Annotated in this window: 13 protein-coding genes and 3 pseudogenes; 7 read left to right on the plus strand and 9 right to left on the minus strand. The window is 63.1% G+C overall.

The features are described 5' to 3' along the window. Positions 1-7: 7 nt before the first annotated feature. The 5 genes from QT386_RS14545 (at position 8) to QT386_RS14565 (ending at position 8,890) form a co-directional block, all read left to right on the plus strand. Positions 8-3,160: an efflux RND transporter permease subunit gene (locus QT386_RS14545; protein WP_289274482.1), complete on the plus strand. Its 3,153-nt coding sequence runs from the start codon at positions 8-10 to the stop codon at positions 3,158-3,160. Continuing rightward, complete coding sequence (locus QT386_RS14550) at positions 3,153-4,484, plus strand: MFS transporter (RefSeq protein ID WP_289274483.1); 1,332 nt, start codon at positions 3,153-3,155, stop codon at positions 4,482-4,484. Before QT386_RS14545 ends, QT386_RS14550 begins: the two co-directional genes overlap by 8 nt. 200 nt (positions 4,485-4,684) lie before the next feature. Beyond that, positions 4,685-6,406: an ATP-dependent endonuclease gene (locus tag QT386_RS14555; protein ID WP_289274484.1), complete on the plus strand. Its 1,722-nt coding sequence runs from the start codon at positions 4,685-4,687 to the stop codon at positions 6,404-6,406. 4 nt (positions 6,407-6,410) lie between these two features. Then, entirely contained in the window at positions 6,411-7,838 is a 1,428-nt protein-coding gene (locus QT386_RS14560; protein ID WP_289274485.1) for a UvrD-helicase domain-containing protein, read from the plus strand. Beyond that, complete coding sequence (locus tag QT386_RS14565) at positions 7,835-8,890, plus strand: DUF4238 domain-containing protein (RefSeq protein ID WP_289274486.1); 1,056 nt, start codon at positions 7,835-7,837, stop codon at positions 8,888-8,890. Before QT386_RS14560 ends, QT386_RS14565 begins: the two co-directional genes overlap by 4 nt. A 16-nt stretch (positions 8,891-8,906) precedes the next feature. Here QT386_RS14565 and QT386_RS14570 read toward each other — a convergent pair whose 3' ends face one another. The 3 genes from QT386_RS14570 to QT386_RS14580 all read right to left on the minus strand — a co-directional run bounded on the left by QT386_RS14570 (position 8,907) and on the right by QT386_RS14580 (position 12,722). Beyond that, positions 8,907-9,233 carry a hypothetical protein gene (locus QT386_RS14570; RefSeq protein ID WP_289274487.1) on the minus strand — a complete coding sequence of 109 codons (327 nt, stop codon included), beginning with the start codon at positions 9,231-9,233 and terminating at the stop codon, positions 8,907-8,909. 92 nt (positions 9,234-9,325) lie between these two features. Further along, entirely contained in the window at positions 9,326-12,304 is a 2,979-nt protein-coding gene (locus QT386_RS14575; protein WP_289274488.1) for a Tn3 family transposase, read from the minus strand. A gap of 16 nt (positions 12,305-12,320) precedes the next feature. Next, positions 12,321-12,722, minus strand: coding sequence for a hypothetical protein (locus QT386_RS14580; protein ID WP_289274489.1), 402 nt, complete (start codon positions 12,720-12,722; stop codon positions 12,321-12,323). A 421-nt stretch (positions 12,723-13,143) separates the two neighbouring features. On the opposite strand from QT386_RS14580, the gene QT386_RS23460 reads away from it, so the two are divergent. Next, the gene (locus QT386_RS23460) at positions 13,144-13,527 is read left to right on the plus strand and encodes a LexA family protein (protein WP_367401447.1); all 384 of its coding nucleotides are present in this window, start codon (positions 13,144-13,146) and stop codon (positions 13,525-13,527) included. 47 nt (positions 13,528-13,574) lie between these two features. On the opposite strand, the gene QT386_RS14585 is transcribed toward QT386_RS23460, so the two are convergent. The 4 genes and pseudogenes from QT386_RS14585 to QT386_RS23465 form a co-directional block, all read right to left on the minus strand. Continuing rightward, complete coding sequence (locus QT386_RS14585; RefSeq protein ID WP_289274490.1) at positions 13,575-13,886, minus strand: DUF2442 domain-containing protein; 312 nt, start codon at positions 13,884-13,886, stop codon at positions 13,575-13,577. A 231-nt stretch (positions 13,887-14,117) separates the two neighbouring features. Further along, positions 14,118-14,465, minus strand: coding sequence for a hypothetical protein (locus QT386_RS14590; protein WP_289274491.1), 348 nt, complete (start codon positions 14,463-14,465; stop codon positions 14,118-14,120). Beyond that, complete coding sequence (locus QT386_RS14595) at positions 14,462-14,812, minus strand: hypothetical protein (RefSeq protein ID WP_289274492.1); 351 nt, start codon at positions 14,810-14,812, stop codon at positions 14,462-14,464. The genes QT386_RS14590 and QT386_RS14595 overlap by 4 nt, the downstream gene beginning before the upstream one ends. A gap of 27 nt (positions 14,813-14,839) precedes the next feature. After that, positions 14,840-14,908, minus strand: a pseudogene (locus tag QT386_RS23465) (hypothetical protein); the annotation flags it as partial. 224 nt (positions 14,909-15,132) lie between these two features. Here QT386_RS23465 and QT386_RS14600 point away from each other — a divergent pair. Beyond that, complete coding sequence (locus QT386_RS14600) at positions 15,133-15,528, plus strand: helix-turn-helix domain-containing protein (RefSeq protein ID WP_289274568.1); 396 nt, start codon at positions 15,133-15,135, stop codon at positions 15,526-15,528. A 43-nt stretch (positions 15,529-15,571) separates the two neighbouring features. Here QT386_RS14600 and QT386_RS23470 read toward each other — a convergent pair. Both QT386_RS23470 and QT386_RS14605 read right to left on the minus strand, forming a co-directional pair. Beyond that, positions 15,572-15,706: pseudogene (locus QT386_RS23470) on the minus strand (XRE family transcriptional regulator); the annotation flags it as partial. Positions 15,707-15,861: 155 nt separating this feature from the next. Then, positions 15,862-16,161, minus strand: a pseudogene (locus QT386_RS14605) (DDE-type integrase/transposase/recombinase); the annotation flags it as partial. Positions 16,162-16,430 lie beyond the last annotated feature (269 nt).

The raw sequence follows: 16,430 nt of genomic DNA on the forward strand, positions 1-16,430 counted from the left end.
ATTGACCATGCTCGAACGCATACTGAGTCTTTCCATCAGGCAGCGCATCCCAGTGCTGCTCATCGTCCTGGCCATGGCATTGTTCGGCATCTGGAGCTACCAGAAGCTTCCGATCGACGCCGTTCCGGACATCACCAACGTTCAGGTCCAGATCAATACGGAAGCTCCGGGCTATACGCCGCTGGAAGCCGAGCAGCGCGTCACCTTCCCGCTGGAGACCTCGATGGCGGGGCTCGCGCGGCTCAAGTACACGCGATCCTTGTCCCGCTATGGCCTGTCGCAGGTCACGGTGATCTTCGAGGAAGGAACGGATCCCTTCTTTGCCCGTCAGCAAGTCGCCGAACGCCTGCAGGGGGTCTCTGGCCAGTTGCCTCCCGGCATCGAGCCGTCGATGGGGCCCGCAGCGACCGGCCTCGGCGAGATCTTTATGTACACCGTCGATGCCGCGCCTGGTGCGCGCAATGCAGATGGCTCGCCGCTGACGGCGACCGACCTGCGTCAGGCGCAGGACTGGATCGTGCGGCCCCAGTTGCTGCGGGTCGCAGGCGTCGCTGACGTCAATTCCATCGGCGGCTACGAGCGGCAGTACCTGGTACAGCCGGATCCGGCCACGCTGCTGGGCTACGGCGTCAGTCTCGAAGAACTGTCTGCGGCCCTGGAGCGGAACAACGCCAACGCCGGCGCCGGTTACATCGAGCGTTTCGGCCAGCAGATGCTGCTGCGTATCCCCGGTCAGGTGGGCGCCGGCGACGCCGCCCTGGATGACCTCCGGAGCATCGTCATCAAGACGGTCCGCGATGCGCCTGTGCGCGTCGGCGATGTCGCCAGCGTGACGACGGGCGGCGAACTGAGGACCGGTGCCGCCACGCAGAACGGGCATGAGGTCGTTCTGGGCACCGTGCTGATGCGTGTCGGCGAGAACAGCCGAACCGTGGCCAGCGCCGTGGCGGCCAAGATCGAGGAGATCCAATCGTCACTGCCGCCGGGCGTTCAGGTCGTTACGGCCTATGACCGCACCTGGCTGGTCGACAAGACGCTCAAGACGGTGCAGAAGAATTTGGTCGAAGGCGCGCTGCTGGTGATCGTGGTGCTGTTCCTGCTGCTGGGCAACATCCGGGCGGCGCTGCTGACCGCCATGGTCATCCCGGTGACGATGTTGCTGACCATCACTGGAATGGTGAAGGCGGGTGTCTCGGCGAACCTGATGAGCCTGGGCGCCCTGGACTTCGGCCTGATCGTCGACGGCGCGGTGATCATCGTCGAGAACTGCCTGCGGCGATTGTCCCTGGAGGCGGCCCCCGGACGGGAAATGCCGCTCAAGGAGCGGCTGCAGATCGTTTACGAGGCGACCAGTGAGGTGATTCGCCCGGCGTTGTTCGGTGTGTTCATCATCACGGCCGTCTACCTGCCGATCTTTGCCCTCAGCGGGGTCGAAGGAAAGATGTTCCACCCCATGGCCCAGACCGTGGTCATGGCCCTGGTCGCTGCCATGGTGCTATCGGTCACGGCGGTTCCCGCGGCCGTCGCGCTGCTGGTGCCCGCGCCCAAGCCGCACTCGGAAACCCGCTTTTCGCGGTTCGCCGAGCGGGTCTACGTGCCGTTGCTCGACGCCAGCCTGCGGGCGCGTGTCGCCGTGGCGGGCGCGGCCGCTGCGCTGGTGCTGGTGATGGGCTTTGCGGCCTCGCGCATGGGGTCGGAGTTCCTGCCGAACCTGGACGAGGGTGATATCGCCATGCATGCCCTGCGCATCCCGGGCACCAGCCTGTCGCAGGCGGTGGGTATGCAGGCCCAGCTGGAATCTGCCGTGAAGCAGTTGCCGGAGGTCGAGCGCATCGTCGCCAAGATCGGCACGGCGGACATCGCCACGGATCCGATGCCGCCGTCGGTCGCCGACAACTTCATCATCCTGAAGGACCGCAGCGAGTGGCCGGATCCGCGCAAGCCGAAGGCTCAGGTTGTCGCCGAACTGGAAGCCGTGGTGCGTCCGATTCCCGGCAACAACTACGAGTTCACGCAGCCAATCCAGATGCGCTTCAACGAGCTGCTGTCCGGCGTGCGAGCGGACGTTGCCGTGAAGGTCTACGGCGATGACCTGGAGGCGCTGGCCGGCATCGGCAAGCAGATACAGGGGATCGTCGGGGGGGTTCGAGGCGCCGAGGACGTGTCGCTGGAGCAGGTCACCGGCCTCCCGGTGTTGAGCGTGCAGCCCCGGCGCGGGGCTCTGGCGCGCTACGGTCTGGATGTCGCCGCCCTGCAATCGGTCGTGGCGTCGGCCTACGGCGGCGAAACAGTGGGCCTGGTCTTCAATGGTGACCGCCGCCATCCGCTGGTGATCCGCCTGCAGGAAGAGCTTCGCAAGGATATCGATGCCCTCGAACGTCTCCCGGTGCCGCTTCCGGCGGGTGGCTATGTCCCGCTCGGAGAGGTGGCCGAGCTGGAACTGGCACCAGGCCCCAACCAGGTGAACCGCGAGAATGGCAAGCGCAGGGTCGTCGTGACCGCCAATGTCCGTGATCGGGACCTGGGCGGATTCATCGCCGAGCTTCAAGCCGCGGTGGCCCGCGACGCGGAGCTGCCGCCGGGCTACTGGATCTCCTATGGCGGCACTTTCGAGCAGCTGCAGTCGGCCAGCCAACGCCTGGCGATCGTCGTACCGATCACGCTGGCCTTGATCGTCGGCCTGCTGTGGCTGGCCTTCGGGTCGATGCGCGATGCGCTGCTGATCTTCACGGGTGTGCCCTTGGCGCTGACCGGTGGCGTTGCCGCGCTGATGCTGCGCGACATTCCGTTGTCGATCTCGGCGGGTGTCGGATTTATCGCACTCTCTGGGGTCGCGGTGCTCAACGGCCTGGTCATGGTCAGCTTCATCCGCAGCCTGCGCGAGAATGGCGTGGATCTGGACGAGGCAATCCGCGAGGGCGCCCGCACCCGTCTGCGCCCGGTGCTCATGACGGCCCTCGTGGCGGCCCTGGGCTTCGTGCCCATGGCCTTCAATACCGGCATCGGCTCCGAGGTCCAGCGCCCGCTGGCGACGGTCGTCATCGGCGGCATTATCAGCTCCACGCTGCTGACGCTACTGGTGTTGCCGGCGCTCTACCGCCTGGCTCATCGCAGGGAGGCAGGGCCGGCGACCCATCCTGGGAGAGTGGCCCATGTTTGAGGTTCTGCGGCACCGGACCTACCGGCGCCTGTTCCTGGCGCAGGTCGTGGCGCTGGTGGGTACCGGCCTGGCGACGGTGGCCCTGGGGCTGCTGGCCTTCCGGCTGGCGGGCGAAAATGCGGGGGCGGTGCTCGGCACCGCCCTCGCCATCAAGATGGTCGCCTACGTGTTGGTTGCCCCAATCGCCGGGGCCTACGCCGCACGGTTTCCGCGAAAGAAACTGCTGGTCACGCTCGACGTGGTCCGGTTTCTAGTCGTGCTGATGCTGCCCTGGGTGGATCAGATCTGGCAGATCTACCTGCTGATCTTCGTGCTCCAGAGCGCGTCGGCCGCCTTCACCCCGACCTTCCAGGCCACCATCCCGGATGTGCTGCCCAAGGAGGAGGACTACACCAAGGCCTTGTCCCTGGCACGGCTGGCTTATGACCTGGAGACCTTGCTGAGCCCGGCCCTGGCGGCGGTGCTGCTGACGGTCATCACCGACCAGGGCTTGTTCATGGGGACCGCTGTCGGGTTCCTGGGATCGGCGCTGCTGGTGCTTTCGGTGGTCTTGCCGCGGCCGGCGGCTAAGACTGCGGCGACCAGCATCACCCGCAAGCTCACCCAGGGCATGCGCATCTTCCTCGCCACGCCGCGCCTGCGCGGCCTGCTGGCCTTGAACCTCGCGGCGGCTGCCGGCGGCGCGATGGTCATCGTCAACACCGTGGTGATCGTGCGGGGCGAACTGCAGAAGTCGGAGCACGCCGTGGCCCTGGCACTGGCCGCTTTCGGCGCGGGGTCGATGATCATGGCCTTTGCGCTGCCGCGATTGCTGGAGCGCTATCGGGATCGCAGCGTGATGCTGGCGGCGGCCGGGAGCGTGACGGTTCTGCTGGCTGTCCTGGCCATGGCCTGGTCGCTGGCGGAGCGCGCGCACTGGTGGCTCCTGCTGGGAGGCTGGGCACTGCTGGGAAGCAGCTATGCGGCCCTGGTCACCCCGGGTGGGCGTCTGCTGAAGCGCTCATCCAGGGAGGAGGATCGGCCGGCACTATTCTCCGCACAATTCTCCTTGTCCCATGTCTGCTGGCTCGTCACCTATCCGCTGGTGGGATGGCTGGGAGCCCAGGCGGGGATCGGGGTGACCCTATGGACCATGGCGGCGATCGCCGCGATAGGCTGGATCGCGGCGGCACGGTTCTGGTCCGCCGACGACAGCGAAGTGCCGGTGCACCGGCATGACGATCTGCCGTCAGACCACCCGCATCTTTCCGAGGGCAAGCATAGCGACCAAGGCCATAGCCATCCTTTCGTGATCGATGAAGTGCATCGGAGGTGGCCGTCCTGAGACCACTGGAGCGCGAGAGAAGCGGCCGGTCGGCCGCTGACGCCAAGACGTTGGGGAGCTACACCACAGCAACATTGACCAACAGCACTCGGCCCCGCCGCTGCGCCCCATGACAACCGAATCAGGTTTCCACCAGCCAACAGGAGAGTTCTGTAGATAGTATTCACTGAAAAGGTGCCATCAAAGGCGGGGAAGGGAACTTGGCTAGAATCCGATATGTCCAGATCAGGAACTTCCGCTCGATCAAATCCCTGGACTGGACACCAGGGCCGGGCATCAACTGCCTTATCGGCCCCGGCGATGCCGGCAAGTCGACGGTGCTCGACGCCATTGAAGCCTGCCTCTCACCGCGTCGTGTAATCACCTTCGCGGATACGGATTTTTACGGGCTCGACGTCACGCAACCGATCGAAATCACGGTCACCCTCGGCGAGCTGTCCGATGAGCTGAAGGACATCGATCTCTATGGCGACTACCTGCGTGGATTCGATGAAGTGGTCGATGTCGTGGACGAACCCCACAGTAGTCTTGAAACCGTCCTCTCCCTCCAGCTGAAAGTTAACACGGATCTGGACCCCACTTGGCGGCTTTACTCTGACAGGACCGCCACGATCGATCCGGTGAGAAATCTCCCCTGGAAAGCCCGACTCGAGTTGAGCCCGATCCGGTTGGGCGGGCATCCCAATTCGAATCTCTCCTGGGCTCGTGGCTCCGTGCTCAACAAGCTCTCGGAGGAGCGGGCGGACATGGGCGCGGAACTGGTCAAGGCCGCCCGAGATGCCAGGTCCAGCTTTGGCGAGGCCGCCGCCACGCAGCTGAAGTCGACACTCCAGACCGTGACGGCCACCGCCCAATATCTGGGCATCCCCATCGGGGGGGAGGCGAAGGCGCTGCTGGACGTCCACTCTGTCTCGTTCGCCGAGGGGGCGATTTCGCTACACACGGCTGCGGGGGTTCCCCTCCGTAGCCTTGGAACCGGCTCCAATCGGCTGTTGCTGGCCGGCTTGCACCGGACCGCAGCGGCCCGCGCCAGCGTCGTTTTGGCGGATGAAGTGGAGTACGGATTGGAGCCCCATCGGCTCACACGCTTGCTGCATTCCCTCGGGTCAAAAGAAGCGCCGCCGCCGCTGCAGGTCTTCATGACGACGCACTCCCCGGTGGTCGTTCGTGAACTGAGCGGAATTCAGCTGCACGTACTGCGTAATCTCGGTACCCAGCACCGTGCTTTCGAGGTGGGGGATACTGACGATATTCAAAGCACGGTTCGATGTGACCCCGAGGCTTTCCTGGCACATACGGTTTACGTCTGCGAGGGGGCCAGCGAAATCGGCCTCCTCCGGGGACTGGACCTGTACTTCACTTCAAACCATGGAACCTCTCTACTGGCGAGGGGCGCTGCATTCGTAAATGCTGCAGGCGGTAGCCCCGAGTTGTGCCTCAAACGCGCCGCAGCCATTCGGAAGCTGGGCTACACGACGGTGGCCTTCATCGACAACGATAAGCCCGCAGCGCCGGCTGACCTCGAAGCCTTCAGGCAGCTAGGAGGCATCGTGGCGACTTGGCCTCCAGGCCTTGCCCTCGAGGACGTGCTGTTCCGGACGTTCCCGGCGCAGACGATCAGCGAAATGATCGATTGGGCAGTGGAGGAACTTGGCCTGGAGCGGGTGAACCAGACGTTGACGAAGGCCGCCGGCGGGAAGCCTACAACCATTGACGAAATCCGCGAGGGCTTCCGGATTCTCGGGGAGTATTCGCCAGATGCTCGCGCGTTGCTGGGGGCTGCGGCCAGGACACGCAAGCAGGGATGGTTCAAGTCCATCAGCAAGATGGAGGCGATCGCCAGGCAGTTCCTCGGCCCGCGCTGGGATACCTCGCCCGTGTTTAAAGCTTTGATTGATCATCTCTGGCAGGCGCCGGGCTGATCGCGTGCTCGCCGCTCAATTGCTCGACGTCCCTCGCGGTAGCATCACCGCACCTGCCGGCTGCGGCAAAACGCAACTGATCGCCGACATGCTGAAGTACCAAGCACCGGGAAAGCCGGCATTGGTGCTGACGCACACCAACGCCGGCAGGGCAGCGCTGGAAATCCGCATCAAAAAGGCTGGCGTCCCTGGCGGCGCCGCACGGGTCTCGACTATCGACAGCTGGGCCATCGGCTTGGCTCGCAAGTTTCCTCGTCGCTGTGGATTGCCACTGCAGGTGGTCAACGTCGAGAACCCCCGGACCGACTACGTCACGATCCGCAATGCCGTTGCCACCATGCTCGCTGCCGGGCACCTCGACGATGCCCTCAAGGCCACTTATTCCCGGCTGCTGGTCGATGAATACCAGGATTGCGGCCTCGAACAGCACGCCATCGTGACCGCGGTGGCGAAGTCACTGAAGACCATCGTCCTCGGAGATCCTCTGCAGGCGATCTTCCGGTTCGGGGGTCCCATCGTCGATTGGATTCAGCATGTTCATACCGCCTTCCCCCCGGTCGCCGAGCTGGACACTCCCTGGCGATGGATCAACGCCGGGACCGAACAGCTGGGCCAATGGCTGCTATCACTCCGGCCGGCCCTGATCGCGCGACAGCCCATTGATTTTCGGACAGCGCCGGCGGAAGTGACCTGGGTGCCCCTCAGCGGGGACTCCAACCACATGCACCAGCAGCGCATGGCTGCCGCGCAGACGCTCGCAGACGCCCGCGATGCCTGCGTTCTGGTCATCGGTGAGGCTGCAAATCCCAGAGGTCAACGACTCATCGCGTCCGGAACTCCGGGCGCCGTGACTGTTGAGGCCGTGGACCTGCGGGACCTCACGCAGTTCGGCCGCGACTTCGACCCGGCGGACCAGAACTCGGCCACCACGCTGGTGAAGTTCGCGGCCGACATGATGACGAACCTGTCCCAGGCTGAACTGCTGCGGCGGGTGGGGTCGCACCTCACGGGCAGGGCAAAAACGAAGCCGACGATCCTGGAACAGGCGGTGCTGGACTATGCGGCGGCACCTTCGTTCGGGAGCGCGGCAAGCACCCTGCGCCGCTTGGCGGACGGCCCTCGTGTCCGGATCTTTCGACCCGAGGCATTCCGGCCCTGTGTGGCGGCCATGGATGCGGCCCATCAGGGCAGGTTGTCATTCTACGAGGCGGTGGTTCGTGCCCGTGAACGGAATCGCTTCCTGGGCCGCGCGGTCCGCGGTCGATCGGTGGGCAGCACCCTGCTACTCAAGGGGCTGGAGGCTGACGTCAGCGTGGTTCTGTATCCCGAAGGCATGGATGGCCCCCACCTCTACGTCGCACTCACCCGAGGCGCACGACGTCTGGTCGTGTGCTCCCGATCGCCCGTTATCACGCCTGCCGTCGCCTCATGAGCGACCCAGCCAACGATCGGCAGTTCAAGAGACGGAATCACTTTGTCCCTCGGAGCTATTTGAAGCAATGGGCTGGAGATGACGGTCGGCTCTGGGTCTACCGGCTGTTGGTGCCCCATGAGCGGGTGCCCCTCTGGAAGCCCGCGAGCCCGAAGGCCGTCACCGTCCACGACCACCTTTACACCAAGGTTGTTTCAGGAACCGAGTCCGACGAGATCGAGCGCTGGCTGGACGCCGAGTTCGAGGGTCCCGCCGAACGCGTACTCGATAAAGTTTCCCGAGAGGAACGTCTCACGGCTGACGACTGGCACCGGTTGGTCCGCTTTCTGGCGGCCCAGGACGTGCGAACGCCCGCGCGGCTGATGGAATCGATCAAGCGCTGGCAGGCGCAGCTGCCGGGCATGCTGGAAGACGTGATGCGCGAAGCGGTTGCCAAGATGGAGGCCGCTCAAAAGCAGGGAAAGCGTTTGGAAGTGGAACCGCGCGAGGACAGCGAGCTTCTGGGCGGCAAGCTGACGACCTCGATTGCTGCCGGCGCCGGCATGGGCACGATGCGTTACGAGATGATCGCCGGGCGCAACCTCTGGCTGTTTCATATCAAGCATTTGCTGACACGCACCGCCCAGCATTTGCATCGGCATCGCTGGACGATCCTACGCGCGCCTCCGGGCATGGAGTGGCCGACCAGCGATGATCCGGTGATTCGCCTGAACTTCAACAACTCCGAAAACTACGACTTTGGCGGAGGGTGGGGCAGCAAAGGTACTGAGATCTTCATGCCGCTCAACCCTCGGCATCTGATGTATACGCACATCGGAGAGCAGCCTCCGGAGAAGTGGTCTGTCGTCCCGGACGATCTGATGGATTGGTTCCTTCGCTTCATCGTGGAGCATGCCCATCGACACGTTCTGGCTCGCACTCCCGACCACCGGCTACCGGTGATCCGGCCTCGAAAGGTCGATCCCGAGCAGCATCGGCATGAAGAAGAGCAGTGGCGTTTATGGCATCAGGAGCAAACTGCGGCGGAGACCCGCCTGCACCCGGGTCGCTGACGGGTTGGCCGGTTGATCAGCCGACCGCCGGCGCAGGGTCCGGTTCTCCGAGCAGCTGCGCCGCGTAATCGGCGATGGCCTGTTCGTCGCTTTCGACAAGGCACCCGAACTCCTGAGCCAGGTTGACCTGATTGGAATTCAGCAGCCGTGCCAGGGGCCCGTCGGTGAAGAAGGCATCGCAGTAGCCCACGGCGGGGGCGGCGTGGGTAAAGTCATAAATGTCATTTCCCGAGAGCTTCTGCCCACGGTTCCAGCGGACTGCGGCGTAGCACTTGGCCTTGATGTAGGGGGTTGGCAGTCGAAGCCCGACCTGTAACGGCGCTGCGGTGATGGCGTTGGCCACGATGCTGAAGCCGTGCTGCGCATGCCGCTCCCACTCGAGGATTGGCAGGGATTCTGACGAAATCGCAGCAAATTTATCTTAAGTGTATGTTATTAATCGAAAACTTTCAACGTCCAATCCATAGGGTCCCAGGGGCGATCGTAGTCCACAACATAGTCGCCGAACCGGTTGATATGCCAAGTTCGATAGGGGGAAAGGAAGCCGACCATATCGGCAGTGACCTCCACCCCCTCCGCCCTCAGTTCGCGGATCACTCGCGTCATGTGCTGGACGTTGTAGAGACAGACCATGTTCGCCACCAGGTGGCTGTACTTGATCATCTTCCGCTGCTCGTGAGCGACGTTTTCCTGAATGATGCCCTCGCTGCCGAAGAACACCCACTGGATGAAGTTGTTGAAGGCCTCGCTCTTGTTGGTGGCCGCGCTGATCAGCTTGCGGAAGTCAGGGTTGTCGATGAACCTCAGGAGGAACTTGGTGCGGATGACCTTTCCAAGCTCCCGGAACGCCATGGCCAACCGGCTCTGATTCTTGTTGCCGAAGCGTCGCAGGATCGTTGAAGCCGTGATCTTGCCGAGCTTGATCGACACCGCCACGCGGAGCATCTCATTGTAGTGGGCCTGAATTAGCTTCCAGTTGATCGTCCCCGTAAACAGATCGTCGATGTGCCTGTACTTCGCCCCTGTGGAAGGCCTGTAGAAGTTTAGCTTCTTGATACCCCTGATTCGGGGCATCAGCCGAATGCCCAGCAGATGAGAGATGCCAAAAATCGCCAGGTTCTGAGCGTGCGTATCGCCGTGGACGGTATCGGGCTTTAGATCGGACTCGTTCTCGACCATGGCGTCGAGAAGGTACACGCCTTCATACGCTCCGCAGGGAAAAAACCTGCTGAAGAAGGCGATGTACCGATCGGATACGTGGTAGTAGCCGATGCCGCCGTAGCCCCCATAGCGGATGTGATACTCGGAGACTGCGTTCTGCTCATAGAGGTCCCACTTCATGCCATCCGCGGATGCGGTTTTGCCGCTGCCCCAGTATTCGGGCAGATCGTACTTGGCAAAGGCATTGGTAACCTCGACTGTCGCCTTATCGAGTGCTTCCTCCGTCACGTATTTGAGATTGAGCCAACTGATCTGCCGGCGGCTGATCCCCTTGACCGATCTGCTGGTCTGGACGGCTCCGAGGTTACAGCCATAGCAGAACAACGAGGTGACAAAGCGCTTTGGAAGGTCTTCAATCCGGGTTTCCGTGCCTGCCAAGTGCTTGAAGTGGCGATGCAGGTTCAGCCAGCGCTCCACGTCGATCAGCACATCCAGAATGCTGACTGGGAGCAAGCGATCCCGAATCATGAGATCGAGCTTTTCCGCGGCGGCCGGCTGCATGGTCTTCTTCAGATTGCGCAGCGACAAATTCCCATCGACGATCGAAGCGTGCGTGTTGTGCTTGAATCGCTTATCAACCTCCGTCGCAAGCTCCGCGAGCTCTGTGCGCAGCCGGGCCACCGCTTCGGCCGCATCGACGTCGATGCCCGCCATTTCGCCGTATTCAGGCAGCTCGTTTTCGACGGTATCCATATCCGCCAACTGCTCGCGATAGTCGTCGTACTTCTCGCCGCTCTGGATGAACAGGTCGCCGTTGCCCAAGTCTTCGCGAATCCGCGAGATGACGCTGAGCTCGAAGGCCTTGCGATGAACGATATCGCCAGCCGAAGTCGACCCCGTGCCGTCATCAAACACCAGCTGCCGCCATGCATTGCTCATCCAGCCCAGGTCAGCTTTAGCGTTGAGCCCCAATTCTGACAGCGAGACATGCTCGACTCGGGAATGCCTGAGGCGATGAAGCGCTTCCATCAGCTTCTCCATCCCCCGGCTTTCGTTCGTCGATTTCGGCTTGATCACCTCCAGGCAGTTCAGAAAGAGGGATCTGGATCCCGGGTATCGATTGAGCATGAAGGGCAGGTAATTCGAGCCCGAGAACGCGAGATGCTCTTCACACAGTTCCAGGAGCATCGCAGCGTCACTTCCAATGCTGTTCTCGATAGCCTGCAGCCTTTTCACCGCGCTGGCATCGGTCTGGTAGGCCTTCAAGGTGCCGTGGAATCGCTCGACCAAGAGGTCGATCGCCTTGGCGCGTTCGATCTGGTACTGGCGGAGTCGACGCTCGGCAGAGGCCCGGAGCCTGTCGTGCAAACGGATGAACAGATCGGCGGCGTCATCCAGAGCCCGCGCATGGCAGGACCGAATGAAGATGACGGCCAGCGCGTACCGCTTGCGGGGAACCAGCTCGAGCATTTCGGTGGCATTCTGGGCTCGCGCCAGCACGCGATAGTGCTTGAGCTTGCTGACCGGTATATCGGCGACCGCCGGAAGACCGACCGAAAGTTGCTGCACCTGGCGGACGTGATCGAGATAGTCGCGCACGGCATTGTTCGTCGGACGCTTGGGCTCCTGTTTCAACGCGTTCCAGGCGGACGTGCTCGAGCCGGCAGTCTCGAACAAGGCATCGATCTTCTTGCGAAGCTGCGAGGACAGTTGGTCGGCAAGGGAGCCATAGTGCAGGGTCTCGACCTTTTCGCGGGCGCGGCGTGCCATGCGCTCCAAGGTCGTGAATCCGGGCAACTCATACTGATAGTGGATGAGCTCCTCAAGCAGCACATTGATGATGTCTGTGAGGTGATGCTGAGTCAGCGCCGCCGTCGCGGCGCGCTCGATCATCCAATCCTCATCGTCGAGCGGACGAATGTCCAAACGCTTACGGAGGAGATTGAGATTGCGATGGCGGACGCCGCCATCATCGGCCATCCTGATTTCATCGCCTGTCAGGGGACGCTTGAAATCACTCGCAAGGGTGACGTGATCCAGGTATGGCCGAGGAACATCTTTTAGCCGCGGGAAGAATCCCAGGCGCTGGGCGCATTTGAGCAGCACCAGAAGTGCGACGCGCTTGGTGGCGGAATTGGCGCTCTTCTTTGCCCAAGCCTTCTCGTCGTCGGAAGGGATGTAATGGTCGTTGAGCTCCCGGGGCCGTGGCTCTGGAAGCAATCGCGGGTATGCGGTTTCCTCGACCGTGGCCACCGAGAGGGGAGGGAGCTTAGCTCCAGACTCGGCTGGTGTCGCGGTGGCGGATCACTGCATCGACCTCGCAATCTCGATCATTCCCGACGCTGCGAATCCGCTCGAGCAGCGCTTGCGCCGCCTGATCAATCGAACCGCCCGTGGGGGGCAGGGTGAGCTCGATGAACGAGCCATCGGCCTGCAATCGACGCGGGCGGTAATCCTTCAAGCACCACCGCTCGATGAGCCGAAGCGCTGCCTGGCTTCTGGCCGGCGAATCACCACGGTCAGAAACGCAAATCTTCAATTCGACGCGCAATCCGCGCTTCGCGCGGCCCCGCTGTGCCCGTTCGGCTTCCCAGGCCTCCACCAGACGAAGCGCCAGGGGCGCGGCCCGCAGTGGGGCGACTGCCTGAGAAGACCTCTGATTTTGTCGCATTGCCGTTCCCCTGGTGCCGGTTCGAAGCTTGCCAACATGATTATTGTAACGTATATCAAAAGCCCGGGAAAGCCCTTTTTTGCAAGGAAAATGATTCAGAACCCTCATAGTTGCGGCCGACGCCTGATGGCGTCGGGAAGACATGCCCGATGGCGCCCGCCACTCGACGGCGCGGGCATCACGCGGAGAGCCGCGCATGGCTAGGCGTGGCGGACGTCGAGCGGGTGCCGGAAGGCCGGCCGGCTCGGGGCGATATCACGGGGAAGAAACGCGGGTCATGCGAGTGCCGACCTCGCTGGTCGATTCCATGCTGGCCCAGCTTCAGGAGTATTCCCGTGGGACGCACGCCCAGGCCGGACGACAGGGTGCGCGGGGACGAAGATCGTCGGCCCAAGGAATCGAGTTAAACCCCGTGCGGGAGATGGCAACAAGCGCACTGGAGGGTGGGGTTGCCGGCGACGGCCCCTGCGACCCACTGTCCCCTGATCCCGGCTCTACCTTCGTGTACACGGTCCGCGGAGATGCGATGGACCGAGCGGGAATCCTCGATGGCGACCGCGTACTGGTGGATCGTCGGTTGAAGCCGGCTCCCGGCGATATCGTGCTCGCTGTGCTGGAGCATCAGGACCTGACCGTCCACCGCTTCATGGCTAGACGACGAACCGCTTTGCTTGAACCCGACTCGACGAACTCAGAGCATCGAAGTCGACCGTTGCAGCCCGACCGGGGAGATTCGATCTGGGGAGTGGTGACAGGTGTGGTACGGCAATTCGGAAACTATCGATTTCCCGAACGCCGGAGTTGAGAACCGTCGTGAAACCGCGCGAGGACGCCTCGGCGAGTAGTTGATCACTATGATTCGTCGAGGCCTTGCCGAAAATTCAGTCCAACGAGATTCGTCACCCAGAGATAACCATCAAGGCGTGGCCAATGGAGGTAGTAGCCTGCTGCAGACACCCTGATCATACTCATGTCGGCCACCCGGGCACCGCTCAAAGGGAGCAGCAAGCGTCGCGGGGCCGACAACTCCACGCCGGAATCCAGCATGACGATGAGGCGCCGTCGTCGCCGGTCGAAATAGGCGTAGGTTGCACGTAAGGCCAGGCCGCGTCGCGCCGCACGACGTTCCGCGAGTCGATAGGCCCGGATCGAGATTTTCGCCATTGAGCTATCGGCGCCGTTTGCGGGAGGCGGGTGGCACAGGGGCGCGAGGCCGGTTGGCCCTCACGGCAGCGGCCGTCAGGCGACGATAGCGGGCGACGCTCATCATGACGCCGATCGGAATGCCTCGCCGGCAGATCAGGATGTCCGCGCAGCGCGACAAGGCCAGATAATGCCCCCAGCGGCGCCGCATCTGGGTCACGGATACCGCGACAAGCCTCCGCCGCGGCATGCTCAGTGTCCGCGCCGCCGCAGCGCGGCCGCAATGAGGCGTTCCGATTGTTCCGCCCAGAGCGTGTCCGAAAGCTCGTTTGCCAGAATCTGGTCCGAAACGTCAATGCCATACACCCGCTCCTCCATGGGAGGAACCAGCAAAGTTGAGAAAGCGGCCTTGCCCAAGTGCAAGTCTCCGACCCTGGCGATTACGACAATTTCCCGCGTGAGCGGCAGTCCGAATATGGCCCACGCGACCTCGGGGTATTCCTTGTCGGTCGTGCCGTTGACGTAGTCGATGACTTGACCATGGACGAGGGCCTCGATGACCCGGCTGGCCACCTCCTCGGGAGATTCGGGTGTGGTCATCCTTCGCTCCTCTGGCTGCGTCGGTAGGCTTTGGATTCGCGGAACGTGGGCGCATGGGTGCTGAGAAACACCCTCATGGATTCCCGATACCGTAGGGCGTTTGCCGGCAACTCCAGCGCGAGCTCTTGCGCAATGGCAAGCGCGTACTTGATCTGCGGGACCGTCGGAGGGATGAGGTGGGCATCGAGGCTCGCCGCAATCATATCGGCGGCGCGCCGGGCAAGTTCCGGGGGATCAATCTCCGCCCCGTCTGCCAAGCTGATAATGCGATAGAGACGTTCCTCGACGTGCGCCTCAAACGGCAGCACGAGAGAGAAATCGAAGTCTCCATAAACCAGTCGGAACACCGGGTAGCCCTCAGTCCTGTCGTGAACTCAAGAAGCACGACCTAAAAGGGGCCGTGCCGCTCTCGCAAATTCGGACTGTCCGCTGGGCGTCGAGAGATCAGCATCGAAGCCCTATTCCGGCTGTAAGCGGGCCAATTGCTCGGCTTGCTCTTGCGGATTAGCGGGGCTCGATATCCCCTAAGCTTCTCAGACTATGCTCTGCAAATCAACAGCCTGCGCTGCATTTTCATGAGTATACTCGGTGGAACAGGACCCCGCGGGGCTGCATCGTCCCCGGGATGGTGGCCTCTCCCAAAAAGAAGAAACGGCACCCCGTGGCCATGGCCTTCGGGGTGGCCCTCCGCGCGAGCCGGATCCAGGCCGGGCGATCCCAGGAGGCCTTGAGCATGGCTTGCGGCCTGGACAAGACCTATGTGGGTGTCCTGGAGCGCGGCGGCAACCAGCCGACGCTGGGCACCATCTTCCTGCTCGCCGACGAGCTGGAGGTCACCGCCGAGTCGCTGGAGGTCACCGCCGAGTCGATGGTCACCGCCACGCGCAAGGCCATGAACCTGGCGCTGATCAGCCGGCCCAAACGGGAGACGACCGCCCGCGGCGGCGCAACTGCCGCGAAGTCGGAGCGTCATAAAGCCTCCGGATCAGGTCGCAGTCCCGACCCAAAAGGCCGAGGTCGGACTCTAGGTAAAGTACGCCCAAAACCCGCACATAAGACCTGATCGTGACCGACGGGTCTCCCCGTTCAATCCGGGCCAGAGTCCGGCTGGAAATGCCGGCTCGAATTGCCAAGACCTCCGCTGACATGCGGCGCCTGAGCCGAGCGCGCTGCAGGCGTTCCCCGAATTCGGTCATACGGCCCTGCTGGGACGGCAGCAGGCGCTTGCTGGATCGCGGCATGACGGTTCTCCGAATGCACGGGAAGTGGGCCGGGTCTTTTATGTCCCGTTGCGGCAGTCCTGCTCTGCGCCGCGCGCAGCCTGAGGGATGCCAGCCGCCTCTGAGCCACGCGGCGCGACCTCCAGAAATTTGCACCAGTCGAAGTCGACATGTCAGGCGTTGTCGAAGCAGTCGCCGACCGAGCCCATCGAAGGTCGCACGCCGGCCTGGCAGCCCTGGTCCGAGTGATGGATCACCTTCCGCGGACGGCGCTGCCAGAGCGCCATGTTGAGCGCATCCAGGATCAGTTCGGTACGCAGGTGGTTGGCCATCGCCCAGCCCACGATGCGGCGCGTGCACACGTCCAGGACCACGGCCAGGAACAGGAAGCCGGCCAGCGTCGGCACGTAGGTGATGTCGGCCACCCACAGCTGGTCCGGCCACTGGGCGCTGAAATTCCGGTCGACCAGGTCCGGGGGCGACAGGTACAGGCCGACGATGTCTTCGAGCTTCTCGACAAAATCCGGATCACGCGAGACTTTGAACGTTTCGACCCGATGCGGCTTGAGACCGTGAGCCTGCCAGATCCGCAGGACGCTGCTGTCGCTGATGCCCGCCTGCTCGGCGAGACTGCGCATACTCCAGTGGGTCGCTGCGGCAGTCGTGGTCGTGGTCAGGCGCAAAATCTCGCCGGCATCAGCTCCAAGAGCAGGCTCGCCGAGGAGGGCAGGGCTGCCCGGTGCAG

It is taken from the genome of Solimonas sp. SE-A11 (assembly GCF_030345715.1).
Classification (GTDB): Bacteria; Pseudomonadota; Gammaproteobacteria; order Nevskiales; family Nevskiaceae; genus Solimonas_A.

Coding starts and splice junctions, on each gene's coding strand:
- QT386_RS14545 (WP_289274482.1), top strand. CDS start 8: ATGCTCGAACGCATACTGAGTCTTTCCATCAGGCAGCGCATCCCAGTG.
- QT386_RS14550 (WP_289274483.1), top strand. CDS start 3,153: ATGTTTGAGGTTCTGCGGCACCGGACCTACCGGCGCCTGTTCCTGGCG.
- QT386_RS14565 (WP_289274486.1), top strand. CDS start 7,835: ATGAGCGACCCAGCCAACGATCGGCAGTTCAAGAGACGGAATCACTTT.
- QT386_RS14580 (WP_289274489.1), bottom strand. CDS start 12,722: ATGCGACAAAATCAGAGGTCTTCTCAGGCAGTCGCCCCACTGCGGGCC.
- QT386_RS23460 (WP_367401447.1), top strand. CDS start 13,144: ATGGCAACAAGCGCACTGGAGGGTGGGGTTGCCGGCGACGGCCCCTGC.
- QT386_RS14585 (WP_289274490.1), bottom strand. CDS start 13,886: ATGGCGAAAATCTCGATCCGGGCCTATCGACTCGCGGAACGTCGTGCG.
- QT386_RS14590 (WP_289274491.1), bottom strand. CDS start 14,465: ATGACCACACCCGAATCTCCCGAGGAGGTGGCCAGCCGGGTCATCGAG.
- QT386_RS14600 (WP_289274568.1), top strand. CDS start 15,133: ATGGCCTTCGGGGTGGCCCTCCGCGCGAGCCGGATCCAGGCCGGGCGA.